This window comes from Escherichia sp. E2562 (assembly GCF_005781075.1).
Classification (GTDB): Bacteria; Pseudomonadota; Gammaproteobacteria; order Enterobacterales; family Enterobacteriaceae; genus Escherichia.
In genome coordinates this window covers 46,598-69,204 of the sequence record NZ_VATM01000022.1, presented here as the reverse complement: position 1 = coordinate 69,204, position 22,607 = coordinate 46,598, and the positions used below count along the sequence as shown (strand labels likewise).

Here is a 22,607-nt window from a genome sequence, read left to right as displayed (position 1 = left end):
TTTTTACGTGGATCATTTGCCTATATTTTGCCAATTACGCGATCGCGACTGTCTGATTGTCGGCGGTGGTGATGTCGCGGAACGCAAAGCAAGGTTGCTGTTAGACGCAGGCGCTCGCTTAACGGTGAATGCATTAGCGTTTATTCCACAGTTCACCGCATGGGCAGATGCAGGCATGTTAACCCTCGTCGAGGGGCCATTTGATGAAAGCCTTCTCGACACCTGCTGGCTGGCGATTGCAGCGACGGATGATGACGCGCTTAACCAGCGTGTCAGCGAAGCCGCTGAATCTCGTCGTATCTTCTGTAACGTGGTCGATGCGCCGAAAGCCGCCAGCTTTATTATGCCGTCGATTATTGACCGCTCACCGCTCATGGTAGCGGTCTCCTCTGGCGGCACCTCTCCGGTTCTGGCGCGACTGTTGCGCGAAAAACTTGAATCACTGCTGCCGTTGCATCTGGGCCAGGTGGCGAAATACGCCGGGCAATTACGCGGTCGGGTCAAACAACAGTTCGCCACGATGGGTGAACGTCGCCGTTTCTGGGAGAAATTGTTCGTTAACGACCGCCTGGCGCAGTCGCTGGCGAACAACGATCAGAAAGCCATTACTGAAACCACCGAACAGTTAATCAACGAACCGCTCGATCATCGTGGTGAAGTGGTGCTGGTTGGTGCAGGTCCGGGCGATGCCGGGCTGCTGACGCTGAAAGGTCTGCAACAAATTCAGCAGGCTGATGTGGTGGTCTACGACCGTCTGGTTTCTGACGATATTATGAATCTGGTACGTCGAGATGCGGATCGTGTCTTCGTCGGTAAACGCGCGGGATATCACTGCGTACCGCAGGAAGAGATTAACCAGATCCTGCTGCGGGAAGCGCAAAAAGGCAAACGCGTAGTGCGTCTGAAAGGCGGCGATCCGTTTATTTTCGGCCGTGGTGGCGAAGAGCTGGAAACACTGTGCAACGCGGGTATTCCGTTCTCGGTGGTTCCGGGTATTACCGCAGCTTCTGGTTGCTCTGCCTATTCGGGTATTCCACTTACGCATCGCGATTATGCTCAGAGCGTACGCTTAATTACCGGACACTTAAAAACCGGTGGCGAGCTGGACTGGGAAAATCTGGCGGCAGAAAAACAGACGCTGGTATTCTATATGGGGCTGAATCAGGCCGCGACCATTCAGCAAAAACTGATTGAACACGGAATGCCTGGTGAAATACCAGTGGCGATTGTTGAAAACGGCACGGCAGTCACGCAGCGCGTGATTGACGGTACGCTCGCGCAGCTAGGTGAACTGGCTCAACAAATGAACAGCCCATCATTAATTATTATTGGTCGGGTCGTTGGCCTGCGCAATAAATTAAATTGGTTCTCTTACCATTAATTTAAAAAAATTAACTAAGGCCGGATATTTCTGGCCTTTTTTTTATTTACAAACATACTTATATTAATGTTTATTTTCAGCATACATAAAACAAACTTTTAACTATACTCTAAATAATTCGAGTTGCAGAAAGGCGACAAGCGAGTGAATCCCCAGGAGCTTACATGAGTAAGTGACTGGGGTGAGCGAACGCAGACGCAGCACATGCAACTTGAAGTATGACGAGTATAATTTATTTTAATAACGCCCTGCAGTTACAGCGGCTTACAAATATAAGCATAATATTCATAGTCCGTTCACTGACGCACAATAAATATTCCTGTATCGTCTTTAGCGAGCTGTTTGCTTATATTCACATAATCAATGAATATTACTCGATATATTTTACATAGGGAATGAAAATGAACAAGTTTATTAAAGTGGCACTGGTTGGTGCAGTCCTGGCAACATTAACTGCATGTACTGGTCATATTGAAAACCGTGAAAAGAACTGCTCTTACGACTACCTGCTGCACCCGGCAATTTCTATTTCTAAAATCATTGGCGGCTGCGGTCCTACTGCACAGTAAGTCTCTGACTGAAATTAGCTAACGCTAATTTAATTACCTGACGCCCTCGGGATTACCTGAGGGCGTATTTGTTTTTGTATTAACTCCGAAAACGTCATTCACAACGATTAAACGCTGGCAATACTCTCACGCAAAATCCGCAGCACCGTCTCTTCACCACTACGATTCGGATTAATGCGAATCGCACAATGTTCTAATTGTGGATTCGCCTGGCGAAACGTTCCGGAAAGGCGGTAAAAGAGCGGCGGGATTTCATATTTCGACTCCGCACCCACCGGGTAAGGCAACGCGCCGCGCTTTTGCGCCTCTTCCAGCACCCTGGCGGCAATCGGCTGATGAAACTCCACAATTAATACTTTCGACTGCGCATTAGCAATGACGGCGTTTTTAACTTCCGGCACCGCACCACCGTTAAGTAAAGCCAGCAACCGTTCAGAAACGCCCGCCTGCACCGCATGCATTACAGGCGCGAACACCAGCCCACGCAACACTTCCAGCGCCTGAGCACCCTGAATCTGGCTGCCGCCGGAGTAAAGCGTGGCGCGAATCCGACTAATAACATCGGCATCACCTACCACCGCGCCAACACCCTCTGGCCCAAACAGCTTGAAGCAGGAGAATGTCGAAACATTCGCCCCGCATTCGCAGCCGATTCGCGCTACCTTCATCACCGCATAGTTGTCATCGGTTAACGCTGGAACGCCAGACGAGCGCAACGTTGCCAGCACATCTGCCAGCATGTAGCTGTCCTGTGGCTGCTGGCGCGTATGCTGTATTAGCGCCGCATCCGGTTGTTGCTCTTCGACGACCTGCTTAAGTGCCGCCAGGTCATTGAAATCAGCAGTGATAAGCGTCAGCCCCATCTGCTCAACAATGACCTGCGTCGTCGGATAAACAGGCGCGTCATGCACCAGAAGACGCTGCCCCGGTTTGAGCAAAGCCGCCAGCCCGGCGCGAATTGCTCCAGTCCCCGCGCCCTGCACCAGCGCCGCGGCCTGTGCGTGAAATGCATCAGCCAGCACCTGCTCCACCCGTTGGGTAATACGCGGTTGATTCAGACCTGGAGTTAACCCTAAATCACCGCCAGTAAGAAACTCGCTACCGGGGAAATGGCGGCAAATGCTATCCACCAGCGCAAACTGCTTTTGCTGCGCCTCAATAATCGTCAGGCTTTGCAGAGGAAACGTCTTCATCGATGCCTTCCTTAAGCCGGAACGAACAGGCCAAGCCAGTAAAGAACATTCAGCAGGATGCCGGTGATCATTACTGCCACGACCGGTGCCGCCATTTTCTGTACCGGACGGCCCAGGGATTCGTTGAGGAAGTAAATGGCAACCGCGATAGAGAATCCGGTATAACCCGCCATCTTAATTGCTGCGAAAATCGAACCGACCAGCAGCGCCACTTCCATCAGCATATTCATGGCGTTACGGATGTTATCCGACGCATTACGCACCGACGGGTAGCGCCCCAGCCATTTGCCGATCGAACGAAGCAGCAAGACTTCTGCCGAAATAACCACTGCGCCTAATACCGCTGCAACCATCGGATTCGGCGAGAGATAGCCCACCGCATAAACAAAGGTAAAGCCCGCAACTGCATATACGCCGGTGGCTAACGCGGTGGTGGCAATCAACGGCACAAACCCCAGCCCACGCATAAATTCCGCCAGTGCCGCCTGATTGATCAGCGTTTGCGATTGTTCCGGCGTTACGCCTGCGGAATATGCTTTCTCCAGTGTGAAGATCGACACTTCGCTACCAGCAAAAATCTTCATGCTGGCAACGGCGGCAATCAATGCCCCCACGATGGCGATATAGGGTAAATTTTTGATAATCCGCGACGTACGCTCTTCAAAGACGGAAAGTCCGCTTGTATCAAGATCATTTTCATCACGATGACGCAGGTCGTGAGTTATCGCGATCCCCAGCAGCATCACCATGCCAATAAAGATTTCGATGGATTCCGGATTGAGATGCGGGAAATAGCGCACTACCACCACACGGGTCATCAGCACAACCACGGCAGCGATCAGACTTTGCTTCCAGCCAAACTGGTAGAAAATCGCCACCAACGGGAACAGTGCAAACGCTGAAACCACCGGCGAGCTTAATTCCCCCAGGCTACCTAATACATCCACCGGTAGCGCGGTCAGCAGCTGGTTTACCGGCAACAGGCATGTGAGGATCAATATCCCCCAGATAGCGCCAAGACCAAACGCCATCAGGCTGTTTATCGCCAGTACGCCGAGGATATCGGTAGGAAGAAAGAGTAACCATGCGTTGAGTAGCCCGGTTTTCAGGGTAAAAGAGATCCCCACCGAGGCCACAAAACCAATGCTCAGACCAAAAGCGATACTCCCCGCCTCGCGACGGTTCATATAGCCTTCAATCAGCTGCGGCAGGATCGGGCGGATGCCGTCATGAAAAACAGCCGCAGAGCGATGCGCCAGAAGCGATGTCATACCCGTCAGGCACGCCACCACGATAATCTGAATATACAGATCCATAGTCGTGCCTTTTATTTCAGATGGTTAATCAACATCGGAATCGCGTGTTCGACGTGCTCAACGGAAAGGCCAAACGCCACTTTCCCTTCGGCGATCATTTTGGCGATATGCTCGTCTTTCGCTTTAATGCCAGGCTTGGCAATGGTGCAACTTTTGTTATAGCCAATCACCGCGATAGCAATCGACAAGGCCGCGCCCGCACCGGTATTACACGCGCCGATGTAGTAATCCAGTTGCCCGGATTTCACTTTCATTGCCGCTTCCATGTCGTTGTGAATGAAAACTTCAAAACAGCCAGGAGCAGTCGCTTCAATGGTTTTTTTAATCTGCTCACGCTGTAAGCCTGCAACGCCAATCTTTTTCATTAGTCTGTCCTTATTGGAAAAATTGAGAGGGATTTTCACGTAACATCACATCCACATCGGCCTGACTGAATCCTGACTGGCGCAATTGCGGAATAAAGGTGGTCAATAAATAGTCATAGCCATAACCACCGTTGGCTTTTAAATGAGAGCGGCGCGTAATATCCATCGACAGCATGACGCGGTTCAGCAACCCACGGTCGCGTAGCGCATGAAGCATCGCAATACGCTTTTCGTCCGGGTAGTAACTGTTCTTACCAATGGTGTCGAACTGCACGTACGCGCCGAGATCGATCATCTTCAAAATGTTGTCGAGGTTGTCTTTCAGATCGCAGTGACCAACGGTGACGCGCGAAAGATCAACTCCGTGGGCTTGCAGTAGCGCCAGTTGTTCCAGCCCCATGGTGCTAAAAGAGGTATGTGTGGAGATCGGGCGTCCGGTCTGGTTATGTGCCAGCGCGGCGGCAATAAACACCTTCTCTTCCAGCGGCGTAATCTTCCCTTCGCTGGAGCCGATCTCCGCGATGATCCCGGCTTTCAGCTCCGTGCCATCGATACCCTGTTCAATTTCATCGACCATCTCCTGCGCCAGTTCCTGCACGCTGCGGGTCGCCACATGTTCCGGGAAAAACGCGTCCTGGTAATAACCGGTACAGGCCACCACGTTGATCCCCGTCTCACGCATTACATTGAGCATAAATTGCGCATTGCGCCCCATGTAACGGTTGGTCATCTCGATCACATTACGAACGCCCTGGGCCATCAGGTCGTTCATCTCCTGGCAGATGAACCCATACTGATCAAGGCGGCAGTCCACGTTGTTTTTAAAGCCGGAGAGATCAATATGCAGATGCTCATGGGCTAGGGTGTAACCCGTCGGATCAAAACTCATAGGGTGTCTCCTGCAAACCGGAGGGAGGAAAGAAAAGAGCGACCATTTTGTGGCGGTGGTGCACGGAAAAATTCACACACGGTAGCCCCCACATCAGAAAGCGTGGTGCGCACACCGAGTTGCGTATGGACCAGCCCTTGCTGATAAACCAGCACAGGCACGACTTCGCGGGTATGGTGGCTGTGACCGATTGTCGGGTCGTTGCCGTGATCCGCCATGACAATCAGGCAGTCATCTGGCTGCATCGCCTCAACCAGGAGAGCAAGATTACGGTCAACGACCTGCAAACGTTCGGCATAACGTGCGACGTCTTCTGCGTGACCAGCGAGGTCGGTTTCCTGAATGTTGGTGCAAATAAACGCTGTCTGATGGGTGATAAATTCGTCGAGGGTGATATCCATAATCCGCTGGCTATCCACCAGGTTTTGCCAGCTCACGCCATTAGGATTGCTGACAATATCTGCCACCTTACCCACCAGCACGGTTGGCACGCCTGCTTCATACAGTTTTTGTGGCACCTGCACTTTTTCATCGACGCCATAGCCCATATGCACGACCTGGAAACCGTTGTCATAAGCGCCAGAACGCGGCGCGTTGATGCCAATAAAGCGCCCTTCTTTGCTTTCTGCGGCATCGAGAATACGCTGACTGTCGGTTAACAAGCCGCCAAATGTAATGACCCGACCGACCTGTACCTGGTCACGCACGATACGACCAATTTTGATTGCGTCGTCAAAAGAGATCACAGAGAGATTGGCGGTGATGTTATAGACCTGGCCTAAATCCGCCTCGAGATTATCGCCAATCGCAACCGCCTGATTGACCCACAGAAATTGCAGATCATCGCCACGGCGCTCCACCTGCCAGCCAGCGTTAAGTAATGCTTGCTCAACACGGTCAAGCACATCGCGAAAGGGCATCCGTAGCGGCGGTAACGGGCGCGTGCCTAAAATTTCCTGATGCCCCATAAAGGTATCGCCACCTTCATGTTGCAGCTCTGCCACGCCCCAGGTTGAGGAGTCTGACGGCTGCATATCTCCAGGCACATAACCTAATGCGTTGATTAGCCCCATTTTCTCCAGCGTTGGCAGCTGCAAATGCGGCAGCTGGCTCAGAATGTGACCACAGGTATTCGCTCCCGCATCCTGCGGACGCACCAGCGTGACATCTTTCATTGCGCCTACGCCAAAGCTATCAATCACTAACACCACGAATCGCGCCATTACGCCCCCAGAGAGTTTCCAAGACTGTCATAACGACCGACGATCTCCGGTTCGCCACGCTGAATACCCGATACCAGCACCACATCACTGCGGGTAACAAAAATCTGCGTACGAAAACAGAGCACCACCGCGCTGCTCACCGGAAACTCACCTGCTAACGGCAGGGTGTAGTCGATACTGCTGTCATCTACAGTTTTGAGATTGGTTTCAGTAATCTTTTGATTTTCTTTAGTAAAAACCAGAGCGCGGTGAGCATGACCACGACGGTAGTAACCGCCGCCGTAGCAGTAGCTGTCGCCACGGAAATGATGGGAGATTTCACTTAACCAGAGCATGGCGATACGTTCAGGCTGATCGCCCTGCTGGTTTGCCGGAATAGTGCCCGTCAGTGCATGACCGGGTTCGGCATGAGTCACACCGTATTCCGCCAGTAATGGCAGCGAAGTGCAGCTGGTCGCTGAAGGCGCGTTCAGTTGCTCAATCGCAATACCAGATTTCGCCAGTTGATCCCGTGCTTGTACCAGCGTGTGAAGATTCGGTGTCGGCAAAACTTTCCCGCTTGTTTCATCCCAAAGCAGGCAAGGGAAATGGGTAAGTCCCGCTAAATGTAGTCCCGGCAGTTTCTGCATTTCAGCGACAATGTCATGCAGCGTGTTTTGGGGAAAACCGCTCTCCTGGCCCGGATAAAGAAAATCATCGTCGCTATAAACTTTGAGCAGCACAGACTGCACACGTCCGGCATTCACCGCTGCCGCAGAGACTTCCCGCGCTTTGTCGAGAGTAAACACGGTGATGACGTCAGTTCCCTGTGCAACGGCGTCAGAAACCTGGTGACAAGGGATTTGCACCAGATGTCCCTGATGCGCCACCGGCAGACCGGCGCGGCGCATGACCCGCGCCTCTTTGTAATCCACCGCCACAATGCCGCTGTAGCCCAGTGCCAGAAGTTTTTCCGCCAGCCATGGATTACGGCCAAACTGCTTAGTCATCAGATACAGCTCAATGCCGTAAAGCCGCGCCGTCTCAATCAGCCTCTTACCGTTTTCCAGTAACTGATCCACGTCGACAACCCAACTGTCCGGGGCGATCTTGCCCTGCTGCCACAAGCTTAGTGCGGCGGAAATCAGCGCTGGGTTCTGGCGTTTCAATGCTTCTACAAACATCTTGTTGCCTCGTTTCTATTCCTTGAATTAAACATTCATTTTTTTGAATATTTAAGTTATGTGACGCGGATTTGCCGTATAACTCAGACACCTTCGTTGGCGGCCATCCATAATCCATAGAGATTGGCCAGCAAATACCCTTCTTCACACGGGTTAATTTCCAGCGCGAATTCCTTCAATAGCACCTGATGCAATTGCACAATCGCTGGCCAGTATGTGGATTGCGCCAGTTCCGCCAGTAATTCGTCATCCAGCGGCAGTATGTGTTCGCCCCGACGACTGCGCATCAGCGCACTCGCCATATGCGTCATCGCCATCGTTCCCTGCTCGCTGCGTATGGGAAGATGGCATTCTGTTTCCAGTACTTTGACGACCTGCATCATGCCTTTGCAGATGTCCTTATCAATGACGCCTGCCTCGCAAAGCAGGTTGAGTCTGTTTTCCATTTAAGACGCCTTTCGCTTAATAACTGGGTTCAAGTTCCCCACTGACGACTCGCTGTTGATGAGCAAGCAGGGCATGTTTATCAACAACCGCACGTAGCAATTGTTGCATCGGGTAATCATCGGCTCGCGTTAGCACCACGGCTTCAGTGGCCTGTAAAAATCGTGGATCGTTCGTCAGCGGCGTCGCTTCTAATCCCAGCATGGCAAGTTCGCTTTCCGCCACCACGTTCCAGATAACCGCATCGACATCGCCTTTTACAATGCGTTGTAAACTCTCGTGATATGAGAGGTCGACGCGCTCCACATCGCTATTGCCAAAAAAGACATCGGTCATGATTTTCTGATCCGCCGAGCGGTTATCCAGCCCCACGCGTTTCACGTTGCCGGACGCCCCTTTACGGCAAATCAGCTGGTGCTCGCCAACATAGGTATGCGGCCCAAGTTCCAGCGCCAGGCATAACCCTTTTTGCGTGAGATAACTTTCTGCCGCCAGGCGGGACACTACCGCCATGTCATAGACGCCGTTAAGTAAACACTCCACGCGAATATCCGCGCCGCGCATATGCGCATAATAAAAAGGAATGCTATCAAACTGAGCTTTCAGCCCGCTTGCCAGTCCTTCGTACAAACGGGTATAGGGCAAGGGCATCGCACATACCACGTTGTTGATATCCACATGAGTCAGCAATGCTTTGTTATTCATCTCGACCAGATAACTGCCATTGCGCCCACGGCGTTCAATTCTAATCGCGCCGCTTGATTCCAGCGTTTTCAGCGCGGCCTGTGTCAGACCAACCGATGAATGGCATTCAGTTGCCAGTTCATCTATGGTTTTCAATCGATTACCGCACTTTTCACCTAACAGATAACGAGCCAGAGTCGTGATGACGACGCCTTCTTTTTTGATAAACGTTCGACGCATAATATATTTTCAATAAAGTGAATATTTATATCTTCATTAAAATGAAGATAAGTGGCAACTAAGAGATGTGGAAACGGCGAGGCACTTCACATTTTTTCGGGTTGTTGCGAAAAGAGGATAAAAAAACCGGGTTTCCCCAGTTTCAGAGTGATGATAAAAGCAAAATTGCCTGATGGCGCTACGCTTATCAGGCCTACATTTCCTTGCAATATGTGCATTACTTTGTAGGCCGGATAAGGCGTTCACGCCGCATTCGGCATGAACAAAGCGCAATTTGCCAGCAATAGTGAATTACGGCTTCGCCACAAAACCAATCGCTTCATACACCGCTTTCAGCGTACGGGAAGCGTGCGCGCTGGCTTTTTCTGCGCCGTCTTTCATCACCTGTTGCAGGAAGGCTTCGTCATTGCGGAAACGGTGATAGCGTTCCTGCAATTCAGTCAGCATACCGGAAACGGCATCAGCTACTTCGCCTTTCAGATGACCATACATCTTGCCTTCGAACTGTTTTTCCAGTTCCGGGATGCTCTTGCCAGTAACTGCAGAAAGGATATCCAGCAGGTTGGAAACGCCCGCTTTGTTCTGCACATCGTAGCGAACTACCGGTGGCTCGTCGGAGTCAGTGACCGCACGTTTGATTTTCTTCACTACCGATTTCGGATCTTCCAGCAGGCCAATAACGTTATTGCGGTTATCGTCAGACTTGGACATCTTCTTGGTCGGCTCCAGCAGCGACATTACGCGCGCGCCAGATTTCGGAATAAACGGCTCCGGTACTTTAAAAATATCGCCATACAGCGCGTTGAAACGCTGGGCGATATCGCGGCTCAGTTCCAGATGCTGTTTCTGATCTTCACCGACCGGCACCAGATTGGTTTGATACAGCAGGATGTCCGCCGCCATCAGCACCGGATAGTCAAACAGACCAGCGTTGATGTTCTCGGCATAACGCGCAGATTTATCTTTGAATTGGGTCATGCGGCTCAGTTCGCCGAAGTAGGTATAGCAGTTCAACGCCCAGCCTAGCTGCGCATGTTCTGGTACATGGGACTGAACAAAAATGGTGCTTTTCTCAGGATCGATGCCACATGCCAGGTACAGAGCCAGCGTATCCAGCGTCGCTTTACGCAGCTTTTGCGCATCCTGGCGCACGGTGATGGCATGTTGGTCAACGATGCAGTAAATGCAATGATAGTCATCCTGCATGTTTACCCACTGACGCAGCGCACCCATGTAGTTACCAATGGTCAATTCACCTGAGGGCTGTGCGCCACTAAAAACGATGGGCTTAGTCATTTTTCGATTCCTGATTTTCGCTATGCGGAAGCCCTAATACGGGCAGAAGGTCATTTATAGAGTGATAAATTACATCAGGCTGGCTGAGATCGATAGCCTCGCCGTAGTTATATCCGTAGGTTAAGCCAACTGATGGGCAACCTGCCGCTTTTGCCGCCTGAATATCATTGCGTGAGTCGCCAACAAACAGCATCTGTTGTGGGGCAATTCCCATCCGCGCAGCCACCAGTAACAGCGGGTCCGGATGCGGTTTTTTGTTTTGCACGTCATCACCACCAATCACCACGCTGAAGTATTTGGCGATATCTAAGGCTTCGAGCAGCGGCGCGACGAACGGCGTCGGTTTGTTGGTAACCAGGCCTAGCGGCAGGCCTTTAGCCTGCAACGCGCCCAGAGTATCGGCAACGTGCGGGAACAAAAACGTCCCCTCTTCGGCAACCTCGCCATAGTAGCGATCGAACAGTTTACGCAGAATACGTACCTGTTCTTCTGCCGGAATGTCGTCATCAACGGGCGGTTTACCCATTGTTTTGCGCAGGGTCGCACGTTCCTGACGCGCCCAGGCCAATGCCCGCTCCATCAAGACATCTGCGCCGTTGCCAATCCAGGTAATAACGCGTTCTTCGCCTGCAACGGGCAACTCCAGCGCATACAGCGCCATATCTACCGCAGCAGCAAGACCAGGAGCACTGTCCACCAACGTACCGTCGAGATCAAAAGCGACGCCGCGAATATCTTCAAACTTATTCATGACTTACCTTTGCCAGTTCACTGCGCATTTCATCAATGACTTTTTTGTAGTCTGGCTGGTCGAAGATTGCCGAACCGGCGACGAACATATCCGCTCCCGCCGCAGCGATTTCGCCAATGTTGTTCACCTTCACGCCACCGTCCACTTCCAGACGGATATCAAAGCCCGACTCATCGATGCGGCGGCGCACTTCGCGCAGTTTATCCAGTGTTTGCGGAATGAAAGACTGACCGCCGAAACCAGGGTTGACAGACATCAGCAGGATCACATCCAGCTTGTCCATCACATAATCCAGATAGCTCAATGGTGTCGCCGGGTTAAATACCAGCCCCGCTTTACAGCCATTTTCTTTAATCAGTTGCAGCGTGCGGTCAACATGCTCGGAGGCTTCTGGATGAAAGGTAATGATACTGGCGCCAGCAGCAGCGAAATCCGGCACAATGCGATCGACGGGTTTCACCATCAGATGCACGTCGATAGGGGCGGTAATGCCGTAGTTACGCAAGGATTTCAGCACCATTGGCCCAATTGTCAGGTTGGGAACATAGTGGTTATCCATGACGTCAAAATGCACGACATCAGCGCCAGCTGCCAGGGCCTTTGCGGTATCTTCACCCAGGCGGGCAAAATCAGCCGACAGAATTGAGGGGGCAATCAAATACTGTTTCATCCGCTTCTCCTTGAGAATTATTTTTTCGCGGGTGAAACGACTCCTGGTTTGTACAAAGCCAGCAGTTCGTCCACCTTTTTACGTGTGCCGCCGTTGCTGCTTATACTGCGTCGAACTTTGACGACATGCAATTTTGCGCGCTGATACCACTCACGCGTTAACATCGTATCGTGATTGGAGATCAGCACAGGAATATGGCGATCAACCAGACCTTCTGCGATCTCCGCCAGATGGGCTTGTTGTTCAAGCGTAAAACTGTTTGTGTGATACGCCGTGAAGTTAGCGGTCGCAGAAAGCGGCGCATAAGGCGGATCGCAATAGACGACGGATGCATCATCTGCGCGCGCCATGCTGTCGGCGTAAGACTCACAATAGAAAAAGGCATTCTGCGCTTTTTCGGCAAAATGATACAACTCAGCTTCCGGGAAATAGGGCTTTTTATAACGGCCAAACGGCACATTAAATTCACCGCGCAGATTGTAACGGCACAAACCGTTGTAACCGTAGCGGTTCAAATATAAAAACAGTACTGCCCGACGCAAGGGATCCTGGCTTTTGTTGAACTCTTCGCGGAACTGATAGTAGACCTCGGCGCAATTTGTTTCGGGAACAAACAGCTCGCGGGCAGCCTGCACATACTCTTCAGTACGCGTCTTTACAATGTTGTAGAGACTAATCAGATCGCTGTTGATATCAGCAAGGATATAACGAGAAAAGTCGGTGTTAAGAAACACCGACCCGGCACCAACAAAAGGCTCAACCAGACATTCGCCCTTAGGCAAATGCCGTTTAATATCATCAAGCAAGGGATATTTGCCCCCTGCCCACTTCAAAAAAGCGCGATTTTTCTTCATGCTGACTAACTAATTACACCTTCTCCGGCTGTGGAGAAAGCTCCGACAGCATCCAGCGCTTCAGGCAGTTCCCGCAACGGTTATCCATTGCGGGAAATAGCCTTGATTACTTCAGATCGGCCTGTACCTGACGCAGCGGTTTCGCCCAAGGATTTTTGGCCTGGACATCGGCTGGCAATGTAGATACCGCTTTTTTCGCTTCTTCTTTCGAAGCGTACACGCCAGAAACCAGGACATACCACGGCTGACCATTACGCGTCGTTTCATAGACAACGTAGTTTTTCAGGTTCTCTTTCTTCGCCCAACCGTTCAGGTTGTCGTAGTTAGAGGAACTGCTCAACTGCAGAGTGTAATGGCTTGACGGTGCCGATTTCAACGAACCAACATTACCCGCGCTCTTCGCCCCAGCAGCTGGTGTTGTCGTGGTTTGCGCCGGAGATGCCGTTTGTGCCGGCTCCGTGCTGGCAGTCGCATTCGGCGCTGGCGTTGCCGCTGGCGTAGAAGTCGCAGCCGGTGCCTTCGAGCTCGCCACTGGCGCTGCTGGTTCGGTACGCTTCGGTTGCTGTGCTACCGGCTTCGGTTCGGTTTTCACAGTTGCTTGCGGTTTTTTCGGTTCAATCACTGCCTGCTGACGTGGCGGACGCGTGGTGGTCGGACGTTCAGCGGTTTGCGTTTTTGCCGTGTCGCGCGATGCATTGCCATTGCGTACTGGCGCAACCGTTGCGGGTTCGGTCGGCAATGTCGAATTTACCGCCACATTGTTCAGCTGTTGCTGATTTTGTGGCTGGGTCAGGGCATTGTTCAGATCACCCTGTACTTCAACACGCTGTTGACCATCCGTTGCCGCCGGGGTCTGCCCCTGGGTCGGCGTAGAAGAAATCGGCGGCAGAGAAACATCCTGCTGAGTATTTTCCGCAGACGTGGTTCCCGGTGCTGGCTGCACGCCATTCGCCTGATCGGTCGCATTGCCAGCAAGATCAATACTCTTCTCGCCAGACGCAGTTTGATCGCTGGAAGAGGTCGAGGGGGCTTTTAACGCAGAACCGATACCGATGATCAACAGCAACAGAACCAGAATACCGACGCCCATCATCATATACTGACGAGAAGCAGGTTTGCTGGCTGCTTTTTTGCGCTTACGCGGACGCCGCTCTACACGCTCTTCATCCACCGTTTCATCTTCGGATTCGTCATATTCTTGTTCGATTTCCGGTTCCTCATCGCGCTCTTTTTGCGCGCGGGTCGGACGGCGATCATCCGTATCATCAAGTTCAATATCATCAAAATTGATCTGCGGTTCGCCACGTTCAGTACGTTCAGAACGCTCAGAAGATTGACGAGAACGACCAGTACGACGATCGCTGGGATCGGGTTTCAGCTCGTCTTCTGGTTTGAATTCATCCATTTAACACCCCACTAAAAGGTTAATGCTTACCACGTTGCAATTAACCTGAAGCTAATAAACCGCCGGATAAGCGGCCTGACCTTTCTTGTTGTTACGCTAACTGACAATCAGCAATGGCGTTAAGAACGATATCGTGCGAAACACCGCCGCGAACTTCGCTCTTACCAATTGCCAGCGGAAGAATTAAGCGCATTTCTCCCGCAAGAACTTTCTTGTCACGCAGCATATGCGGTAAATATGCCTGCGCGGACATTTCGCGCGGCCCATTGACCGGTAACCCAGCCCGCGTGAGCAGGGTAATAATACGCTGCGTTTCGGCAGAACTGAACTGCCCGAGACGTTCCGATGTGCGCGCCGCCATTACCATACCCGCAGCAACCGCTTCACCGTGTAGCCAATTACCATAGCCCATTTCAGCTTCAATGGCATGACCAAAGGTATGTCCAAGATTGAGTAAAGCACGTAAGCCAGCTTCACGCTCGTCGGCGGCGACAACTTCTGCTTTCAGCTCACAGCAGCGGCGAATACAGTACGCCATTGCAGGGCCATCCAGACGAAGCAGCGCGTCGAGATTCTCTTCCAGCCAGTGGAAAAACTCGCCGTCAAGAATAATGCCGTATTTGATGACTTCCGCTAGCCCCGAAGCTAACTCACGCTGAGGAAGCGTTTTCAGACAATCGAGATCTACCACCACCGATGCAGGTTGGTAAAACGCGCCAATCATGTTTTTACCGAGGGGATGGTTTACCGCGGTTTTGCCGCCAACGGAGGAGTCAACCTGCGACAATAACGTCGTTGGGACTTGAATGAAGCGAACGCCGCGCTGATAGCTCGCCGCCGCGAAACCGGTAAGATCGCCCACCACGCCGCCGCCAAGTGCAACCAGTGTAGTATCGCGGCCATGCGTCTTTTGCAACAACGCTGTAAAGACGGTGTCGAGTACTGCCAGGCTTTTATACTGCTCGCCGTCAGGGAGGATAACGCTATCGACGTTAACACCCGCCTGTTCAAGTACGCCGCGGACCTTATCGAGATACAGAGGAGCCAGGGTTTCGTTGGTGACCAACATCACCTGCTCGCCCGATTTCAGCGGTAAGAATGAAGCTGGTTCGTTAAACAAACCAGATGCGATGGTAACTGGGTAACTACGTTCCCCGAGAGTGACGACTATCCTCTCCATAACGCGACATCCACCTTAATTACTGTACCCGCAGACGAGTGTATTTAAAGCCAGAATTAGTTGCTTTCCAGCATGTTAATAATCTGGTTTGCGACCACTTTAGCGCTTTGGTCATCAGTACGAATGGTCACGTCGGCAATCTCTTCATACAGCGGATTGCGTTCATTGGCCAACGCTTCCAGAACTTCACGTGGCGGTGTTTCAACGTGCAGCAACGGGCGTTTTTTATCACGCTGCGTGCGTGCAAGTTGCTTTTCGATGGTCGTTTCAAGATAAACGACAACGCCACGAGCGGAAAGACGGTTACGCGTTTCGCGGGATTTCACAGAGCCGCCGCCAGTAGCCAGCACAATACCCTGCTTCTCGGTCAATTCATTGATGACCTTTTCTTCGCGATCGCGGAAGCCTTCTTCGCCTTCTAAATCGAAAACCCAGCCCACATCAGCTCCGGTTCGTTTCTCAATCTCTTGATCGGAATCGTAAAATTCCATATTGAGTTGTTGAGCTAACTGGCGCCCAATAGTGCTTTTTCCGGCACCCATAGGCCCAACCAGAAAGATATTGCGTTTCTCTGCCATTTTTTCGGTACTACTAAGACTATTCGTTAATGATAAACCCGCTTCGCTCAGAGAGCGCAGCAGGACATGGACTGAAACCTCATAAGATATTGCGAGAGTCAGACTGAAAATTATCTCAATACTCCAGCAGGTTTGGCAACTGAATAAATCGCCCATCCCTCTGCATATCTGGTCGCTGCAGGCATGCTGCCTTGCTATCACCGCTTTGGCGATAAATCACCGGGTAAGATTAGCGTAAAAAAGACAGCAAAATACCGCCTGAATGATAAATCATCATCATAAAACGCAGGCAGCTAAGAGCACCAACTCTCAAATCGGTACTCCTTGTATGCTAAATACCTGCGCGCGTCAAATAGATGAAACACGTTCAACGTAAAAACATCACCGCTTTTGCGGCGGTTTACTCACTGGAAACCAGTCGTGGCGTGATAAACACCACTAACTCACGTCGTTCATCTTCTTTTCCGTCATGACGAAATAATTGCCCGAACCAGGGAATGTCACCCAACAGCGGTACGCTATCCTGACCCGATTTATTTTTACGGGTAAAAATGCCGCCCAACGCCAACGTTTCTCCGCTTTTGACCTCGACTTGCGTTTCGATCTCCTGCTTGTCAATTGCCAGCACTTCGCCATCGGCTTGTTGAAGGACCTGCCCCGGAACGTTCTGGCTGATGTGTAATTTCAGCCGGATGCGACCTTTTTGTAACACCGTGGGCGTGACCTCCATTCCCAGTACCGCCTCTTTAAACTCCACCGATGTTGCACCACTTTCACCACTGGAAACCTGATACGGAATTTCGCTTCCCTGTTTAATGCTGGCAGGCTGGAGATGCGAAGCCAGTAAACGTGGACTGGCGATGATATCCAGTTGCTGTTTCTGTTCTAGTGCGGAAAGCTCCAGATCCAGCAAACGTCCGTTGATCCGCCCAATGTTAAAACCGATATGCGTCGTCGCCGTCGCCACCGCGAGATCGCTACCGAGCGTAGTCACTTGCCCAACGCCGCCAGCTTGTTGCGCATCGGCCAGCGTCCATTTCACGCCTAACTCGCGCAGACTTTTTTCATTAATGGTGACAATGTGTGCCGACAGTTCAACCTGGCCTACCGGCAAATCCATTTGCATGACCCACTGTTCCAGTGCAGTTAACGCCGCCTGGTTATCGCGCAACAAAAGGCGATTGGTACGTTTATCAACGGTCATGCTGCCTTTGGCGCTAAGTAGCTTCTCCCCCGCTTTCGCCAACTCTCCGGCATCGGCGTATTGCAGGGTAATGCTGCGATTTTCCAGCGGCAGGTTTGCCTGCGCCCGTGCTTTCTCTGCCTCCTGGCGGGCGATATTTTCATTTTGCCAGGCAACGGAATGCACTGAAAGAATATTGCCTTCCTGACGCGTTATCAGCCCGGCGCTTTTCACTACGGTTTGTAGCGCCTGCTTCCAGGGAACATCCGTTAAATGTAGCGATACCGTACCGCTGACGTCTGGCGACACCACCAGGTTCAACTTCTCCTGTTCGGCCAGCGCCTGCAAAACCTGAGCAACCGGAACGTCATCCACCATCAGCGTGACTTTTTGCGGCTTTGCCGCCTGCACGATGGGCATCATCATCAACAGTAGTGCGGCTATCCATTGCTTCATTTGTATCTCCTTGCCGTTGCCACAACCACTGTGGCGGTTCGCAGTTTGTCCCGGTTCCCAGCGTTAGTGTGTCTGGCGTCAGCTGTAAGATCGTCCAGCCGTTTTCCAGCACATCGTTTTGCTGCACCCGTCGCCATTTCTTTTGCCCATCTTTTATTACGCCAATAACGCGCTCGCCTCTTCCTACCATCCCCTGATAGCGCCACTGGGTAAGTTCGCTAATCCGGCATAGATCTTCCGGTGGTTTAAACGGGTCGCGCATGCCGGTTAATAGCCATAATGCAACACCAGCCAGCAGCCAACGTTTAGCCATCATTCGCCCCCTCCAGTTGGAGCGTGAACAAGAGTTCATCACCTTCCACGCTTAACGAAAAACGACTTACGCTGACGTTGCGCTCTGCCAGTCGTGTAAATGCCGACGGCACCGCTTCCCAGAGCGTTTTCAACGCCAACTCCCCTCCCTGGGCGGACGGATGCCAGTAAACCAGTTGCGCGCCAGGCAACTGAAAATCCAGCGGCGAAAAGGACAACGTCTTTTCTTCGCGGATGGGTGTGGTGTCTACCAGGCGATGCAGTGCAGCCCACTGCTGGTGATTACTTGCCCGCAGTCGAATTAATGCGTCGCTCTCTTCCTGATGGGCCAATGAAAGAACGATGATTGTGAATAACACCAGCAACCAGACTGCCCAGCCAAACTGACGGGTACGAGGAGATGTGGCAAACCACCAGTCAAAGAGCGAGTTCATCGCTAACCTTCCTTGTTAACTGATACGCAAATTGCCAGCGCCCTTGTGCATCCTGCTGCGTGGCCCCTCGCTGGTTGAGCTGAAAAGAGGCATCCTCACGGAGTGACTTCTCCAACACATTTAGTGCTGTGATGTTCGACGTAAGTCCTTTGACTTCCAGCGTTCCCTGCTGCCAGCTCAGCGTGGTCAGCCAGGCTTTTTCTGGTAAAAGCGTCGCCAGCGCTTCCAGCGCTGGTTGCCAGTCGCGGGTAAATTGTCGCTGACGCTGACGTCGCAAATGCTGTTCGCGTAACTGTTGGCGTTCCAACAAACGTGGCTTAGTGACCTGTAAGCTACGGGCGAGTTGTTGTTCTCCCTCGAGCAAAATGGCGTCTACGCGTGCTTCGGCGTTATATGCCAGACGCTGCATTAGCGTTATCCCTACGGTCAGCAGCAGAGGGGCAACAAACATCTGCAACCAGAAGCGAAAAAAGGCCGCACGGCGTTGCTGTCGCCAGGGCAAAAAATTGATTGGTGGGTTCATTAGCGACTCTCCCCAAGCGCCAGTCCCAGCGCAATGGCGAAGTCTCCACCTGGTGGCGGTAGCGGCGGCTGACGAACAGAAACCGCCTCCCAGGGGTCAAATCCGCCTTCGCCGCATATTGCGATACTGTCGGGATCCACGGATAACATCGCTGCAAGGTCATTCGCGCTTGTCATCCCCACCACCAGCTTGCGCCCCCAGTTATAACGCGTCGCCCACAACCACTGCTCGTGGTCACACCAGGCCAGACATTGCTTGTGAGGGGGTAAAAAAGGCAGAAACCGTTGTAAAGCGCAGGCATCTGGGGTAATTGCGCTAACGTGAACACGCAATCTTTCTGCCAGGGTAAGTAACGTTGCCAACTCTTTGCTTTGCGCGGCGGTCACGTTATAGGCCGGGCTTAGTGAATCTTCGCTATAATCGAAGCGCAGGGAGTCCGGTTCCATATCCAGCTCGCGTGCCATTGTGCCTGCTAGCCATGCCGTTTGCTCTCGCTCACCGAGAGACATCGCCGGGCGTGGAAATGCCCTCTGTAACGTTCGACCAGCAGGAAATGCCAGCATAATGTGATGTCGATGCGGCAGTTCACGACTCCACGGTAACAACGTTTTTGCCAGCCGCTCTGTATCGAGAATGCGTCCATCTTTGATAATGTCTGTCGCCAGCGGCAAACGCCACCAACGTTGCAAAAAACATTCTTTTGCACCACGCACGATAGCAACCGCCACCGCTTCTTGCTGTTGTAAATGCAAACCAATTTGCCAGTTCTTAAATGCCATTGTGATGATCTCCTTATCACCCGTCACTCTGACGGGTATATCAATGCGTCTGGCTTGCCTTTATACTACCGCGCGTTTGTTTATAAACTGCCCAAATGAAACCAAATCGGAAATTTCCAGTGAAGTTCGTAAAGTATTTATTGATCCTTGCAGTCTGTTGCATTCTGCTGGGAGCAGGCTCGATTTATGGCCTCTACCGCTACATCGAGCCACAACTGCCGGATGTGGCGACATTAAAAGATGTTCGCCTGCAAATTCCGATGCAGATTTACAGCGCCGATGGCGAGCTAATTGCGCAATATGGTGAAAAACGTCGTATTCCGGTTACGTTGGATCAAATCCCGCCGGAAATGGTGAAAGCCTTTATCGCGACGGAGGACAGCCGCTTTTATGAGCATCACGGCGTTGACCCGGTGGGGATCTTCCGTGCGGCAAGTGTGGCGTTGTTCTCTGGTCACGCGTCACAAGGGGCGAGTACCATTACCCAGCAACTGGCGAGAAACTTCTTCCTCAGTCCGGAACGCACGCTGATGCGTAAGATTAAGGAAGTCTTCCTCGCGATTCGTATTGAACAGTTGCTGACTAAAGACGAGATCCTCGAGCTTTATCTGAACAAGATTTACCTCGGTTACCGCGCCTATGGTGTCGGTGCTGCGGCACAAGTCTATTTCGGTAAAACGGTCGACCAACTGACGCTGAACGAAATGGCGGTGATTGCCGGGCTGCCAAAAGCCCCATCCACTTTCAACCCGCTCTACTCAATGGATCGCGCCGTCGCGCGGCGTAACGTTGTGCTGTCGCGTATGTTGAGCGAAGGGTATATCACCCAGCAGCAATATGATCAGACGCGTAGTGAGCCGATTAACGCCAATTATCACGCGCCGGAAATTGCCTTCTCGGCGCCGTATCTCACCGAAATGGTGCGTCAGGAGATGTATAGCCGTTACGGCGAAAGCGCTTATGAAGACGGTTATCGCATTTACACCACCATTACCCGCAAAGTTCAGCAGGCCGCGCAGCAAGCGGTGCGTAACAACGTGCTGGACTACGACATGCGTCACGGTTATCGCGGCCCGGCTAATGTGCTGTGGAAAGTGGGTGAGACGGCGTGGGACACCAAAAAGATAACCAATACTCTGAAAGCGTTGCCGACTTACGGTCCGCTGCTGCCTGCCGCAGTTACCAGCACCAATCCGCAGGAAGCGACAGCGATGCTGGCTGACGGAACGTCCGTAACGTTGCGTATGGAAGGCGTTCGCTGGGCGCGTCCTTACCGTTCAGACACTCAACAGGGACCAACGCCGCGTAAAGTGACTGATGTGGTGCAAACGGGTCAGCAAATCTGGGTTCGCCAGGTTGGCGATGCCTGGTGGCTGGCGCAGGTGCCAGAGGTGAACTCGGCGCTTGTGTCGATCAATCCGCAAAACGGTGCCGTCATGGCGCTGGTTGGTGGCTTTGACTTCAACCAGAGCAAGTTTAACCGCGCAACTCAGGCGCTGCGTCAGGTGGGGTCGAATATCAAACCGTTCCTCTACACCGCAGCAATGGATAAAGGTCTGACGCTGGCAAGTATGCTGAACGATGTGCCGATTTCCCGCTGGGACGCCGGTGCTGGTTCTGACTGGGAGCCGAAAAACTCACCACCGCAATATGCCGGTCCAATCCGTTTACGTCAGGGACTGGGTCAGTCGAAGAACGTAGTGATGGTGCGTGCAATGCGGGCTATGGGCGTCGACTACGCTGCAGAGTATCTGCAACGCTTCGGCTTCCCGGCGCAAAACATTGTTCATACCGAATCGCTGGCGCTGGGTTCCGCGTCCTTCACGCCGCTGCAGGTGGCGCGCGGCTATGCAGTAATGGCGAATGGTGGCTTCCTGGTGGATCCGTGGTTTATCAGCAAAATTGAAAACGACCAGGGCGGCGTGATTTTCGAAGCGAAACCGAAAGTAGCTTGCCCGGAATGCGATATCCCGGTGATTTATGGCGATACGCAAAAATCGAACGTGCTGGAAAATAACGACGTTGAAGACGTGGCTATCTCCCGCGAGCAGCAAAATGTTTCGGTGCCGATGCCGCAACTGGAGCAAGCTAATCAGACATTAGTCGCGAAGACCGGCGCGCAGGAGTATGCACCGCACGTTATCAGCACTCCGCTGGCATTCCTGATTAAGAGCGCACTGAACACCAATATCTTTGGTGAACCAGGCTGGCAAGGTACTGGCTGGCGCGCAGGTCGTGATTTGCAACGTCATGATATCGGCGGGAAAACCGGGACCACCAACAGCTCGAAGGATGCATGGTTCTCGGGTTACGGACCAGGCGTAGTAACCTCAGTATGGATTGGCTTTGACGACCACCGTCGTAATCTCGGTCATACCACGGCTTCCGGGGCAATTAAAGATCAGATCTCTGGTTATGAAGGTGGTGCTAAAAGCGCGCAGCCTGCATGGGACGCCTATATGAAAGCCGTTCTGGAAGGCGTACCGGAACAACCGCTGACGCCGCCGCCGGGTATTGTGACGGTGAATATCGATCGCAGCACTGGGCAACTGGCCAGCGGCGGCAACAGCCGCGAAGAGTACTTCATTGAAGGTACACAGCCTACACAGCAGGCGGTGCGCGAGGTGGGAACGACCATTATCGATAATGGTGAGGCACAGGAATTGTTCTGATTAAAAAGGCGCTTCGGCGCCTTTTCAGTTTGCTGGCAAAGTGCGCG

The 22,607-nt window shown here is 52.3% G+C and carries 23 protein-coding genes; 3 read left to right on the top strand and 20 right to left on the bottom strand.

Annotation, left to right across the window (positions count from 1 at the left end; translation table 11 throughout):
- The first annotated feature begins 7 nt into the window (after window positions 1-7).
- Both cysG and FEK43_RS21050 read left to right on the top strand, forming a co-directional pair.
- The gene (cysG, locus tag FEK43_RS21055; protein ID WP_135408028.1) at window positions 8-1,381 is read left to right on the top strand and encodes a siroheme synthase CysG; all 1,374 of its coding nucleotides are present in this window, start codon (window positions 8-10) and stop codon (window positions 1,379-1,381) included.
- A 401-nt stretch (window positions 1,382-1,782) separates the two neighbouring features.
- On the top strand, window positions 1,783-1,950 hold the full coding sequence (locus FEK43_RS21050) for a YhfL family protein (protein WP_064527562.1): 168 nt from the start codon (window positions 1,783-1,785) through the stop codon (window positions 1,948-1,950).
- 107 nt (window positions 1,951-2,057) lie between these two features.
- Here FEK43_RS21050 and FEK43_RS21045 read toward each other — a convergent pair whose 3' ends face one another.
- The 20 genes from FEK43_RS21045 to hofM form a co-directional block, all read right to left on the bottom strand.
- The gene (locus tag FEK43_RS21045; RefSeq protein ID WP_135408030.1) at window positions 2,058-3,143 is read right to left on the bottom strand and encodes an aminotransferase class I/II-fold pyridoxal phosphate-dependent enzyme; all 1,086 of its coding nucleotides are present in this window, start codon (window positions 3,141-3,143) and stop codon (window positions 2,058-2,060) included.
- Window positions 3,144-3,154: 11 nt separating this feature from the next.
- Complete coding sequence (locus FEK43_RS21040) at window positions 3,155-4,459, bottom strand: YhfT family protein (RefSeq protein ID WP_130208943.1); 1,305 nt, start codon at window positions 4,457-4,459, stop codon at window positions 3,155-3,157.
- Window positions 4,460-4,470: 11 nt separating this feature from the next.
- Window positions 4,471-4,824: a DUF2620 domain-containing protein gene (locus FEK43_RS21035; RefSeq protein WP_000719728.1), complete on the bottom strand. Its 354-nt coding sequence runs from the start codon at window positions 4,822-4,824 to the stop codon at window positions 4,471-4,473.
- Between the two features lie 10 nt (window positions 4,825-4,834).
- Window positions 4,835-5,713 carry a phosphotriesterase-related protein gene (locus tag FEK43_RS21030; RefSeq protein WP_138158701.1) on the bottom strand — a complete coding sequence of 293 codons (879 nt, stop codon included), beginning with the start codon at window positions 5,711-5,713 and terminating at the stop codon, window positions 4,835-4,837.
- Entirely contained in the window at window positions 5,710-6,936 is a 1,227-nt protein-coding gene (locus FEK43_RS21025; RefSeq protein WP_135408033.1) for a phosphopentomutase, read from the bottom strand. The genes FEK43_RS21030 and FEK43_RS21025 overlap by 4 nt, the downstream gene beginning before the upstream one ends.
- Complete coding sequence (locus FEK43_RS21020; RefSeq protein ID WP_135408034.1) at window positions 6,936-8,099, bottom strand: YhfX family PLP-dependent enzyme; 1,164 nt, start codon at window positions 8,097-8,099, stop codon at window positions 6,936-6,938. Before FEK43_RS21020 ends, FEK43_RS21025 begins: the two co-directional genes overlap by 1 nt.
- Window positions 8,100-8,182: 83 nt before the next feature.
- Entirely contained in the window at window positions 8,183-8,545 is a 363-nt protein-coding gene (locus tag FEK43_RS21015) for a PRD domain-containing protein (RefSeq protein ID WP_130208951.1), read from the bottom strand.
- Window positions 8,546-8,561: 16 nt separating this feature from the next.
- Entirely contained in the window at window positions 8,562-9,467 is a 906-nt protein-coding gene (gene yhfZ, locus FEK43_RS21010) for a GntR family transcriptional regulator YhfZ (RefSeq protein WP_130208953.1), read from the bottom strand.
- 291 nt (window positions 9,468-9,758) lie between these two features.
- Window positions 9,759-10,763 (bottom strand): tryptophan--tRNA ligase, encoded by a 1,005-nt coding sequence (gene trpS, locus FEK43_RS21005; RefSeq protein ID WP_130208955.1) that lies wholly within the window; start codon window positions 10,761-10,763, stop codon window positions 9,759-9,761.
- A complete protein-coding gene (gph, locus tag FEK43_RS21000) occupies window positions 10,756-11,514 on the bottom strand; it encodes a phosphoglycolate phosphatase (RefSeq protein WP_135408036.1) in 759 nt (252 codons plus the stop codon). Before gph ends, trpS begins: the two co-directional genes overlap by 8 nt.
- The gene (gene rpe, locus FEK43_RS20995) at window positions 11,507-12,184 is read right to left on the bottom strand and encodes a ribulose-phosphate 3-epimerase (RefSeq protein WP_000816280.1); all 678 of its coding nucleotides are present in this window, start codon (window positions 12,182-12,184) and stop codon (window positions 11,507-11,509) included. Before rpe ends, gph begins: the two co-directional genes overlap by 8 nt.
- 17 nt (window positions 12,185-12,201) lie before the next feature.
- Window positions 12,202-13,038 (bottom strand): adenine-specific DNA-methyltransferase, encoded by an 837-nt coding sequence (dam, locus tag FEK43_RS20990; RefSeq protein ID WP_130217642.1) that lies wholly within the window; start codon window positions 13,036-13,038, stop codon window positions 12,202-12,204.
- A gap of 106 nt (window positions 13,039-13,144) precedes the next feature.
- Window positions 13,145-14,443: a cell division protein DamX gene (damX, locus tag FEK43_RS20985; protein WP_130208961.1), complete on the bottom strand. Its 1,299-nt coding sequence runs from the start codon at window positions 14,441-14,443 to the stop codon at window positions 13,145-13,147.
- A 91-nt stretch (window positions 14,444-14,534) separates the two neighbouring features.
- Window positions 14,535-15,623, bottom strand: a complete 1,089-nt coding sequence (aroB, locus tag FEK43_RS20980; protein ID WP_135408037.1) for a 3-dehydroquinate synthase — start codon at window positions 15,621-15,623, stop codon at window positions 14,535-14,537.
- Window positions 15,624-15,679: 56 nt separating this feature from the next.
- Entirely contained in the window at window positions 15,680-16,201 is a 522-nt protein-coding gene (aroK, locus tag FEK43_RS20975) for a shikimate kinase AroK (protein WP_001507994.1), read from the bottom strand.
- A 400-nt stretch (window positions 16,202-16,601) separates the two neighbouring features.
- Window positions 16,602-17,840, bottom strand: a complete 1,239-nt coding sequence (gene hofQ, locus FEK43_RS20970) for a DNA uptake porin HofQ (protein ID WP_130208965.1) — start codon at window positions 17,838-17,840, stop codon at window positions 16,602-16,604.
- Window positions 17,752-18,156 (bottom strand): DUF2531 family protein, encoded by a 405-nt coding sequence (locus FEK43_RS20965; protein WP_130221396.1) that lies wholly within the window; start codon window positions 18,154-18,156, stop codon window positions 17,752-17,754. Before FEK43_RS20965 ends, hofQ begins: the two co-directional genes overlap by 89 nt.
- Window positions 18,146-18,586 (bottom strand): DNA utilization protein HofO, encoded by a 441-nt coding sequence (locus tag FEK43_RS20960; RefSeq protein WP_135408040.1) that lies wholly within the window; start codon window positions 18,584-18,586, stop codon window positions 18,146-18,148. The genes FEK43_RS20965 and FEK43_RS20960 overlap by 11 nt, the downstream gene beginning before the upstream one ends.
- Complete coding sequence (locus tag FEK43_RS20955; RefSeq protein ID WP_130258693.1) at window positions 18,570-19,109, bottom strand: PilN domain-containing protein; 540 nt, start codon at window positions 19,107-19,109, stop codon at window positions 18,570-18,572. The genes FEK43_RS20960 and FEK43_RS20955 overlap by 17 nt, the downstream gene beginning before the upstream one ends.
- Window positions 19,109-19,888, bottom strand: a complete 780-nt coding sequence (hofM, locus tag FEK43_RS20950) for a DNA utilization protein HofM (RefSeq protein ID WP_130217654.1) — start codon at window positions 19,886-19,888, stop codon at window positions 19,109-19,111. The genes FEK43_RS20955 and hofM overlap by 1 nt, the downstream gene beginning before the upstream one ends.
- A 119-nt stretch (window positions 19,889-20,007) precedes the next feature.
- On the opposite strand from hofM, the gene mrcA reads away from it, so the two are divergent.
- Entirely contained in the window at window positions 20,008-22,560 is a 2,553-nt protein-coding gene (gene mrcA, locus FEK43_RS20945; protein ID WP_130208973.1) for a peptidoglycan glycosyltransferase/peptidoglycan DD-transpeptidase MrcA, read from the top strand.
- The last annotated feature ends 47 nt before the right edge of the window (window positions 22,561-22,607 follow it).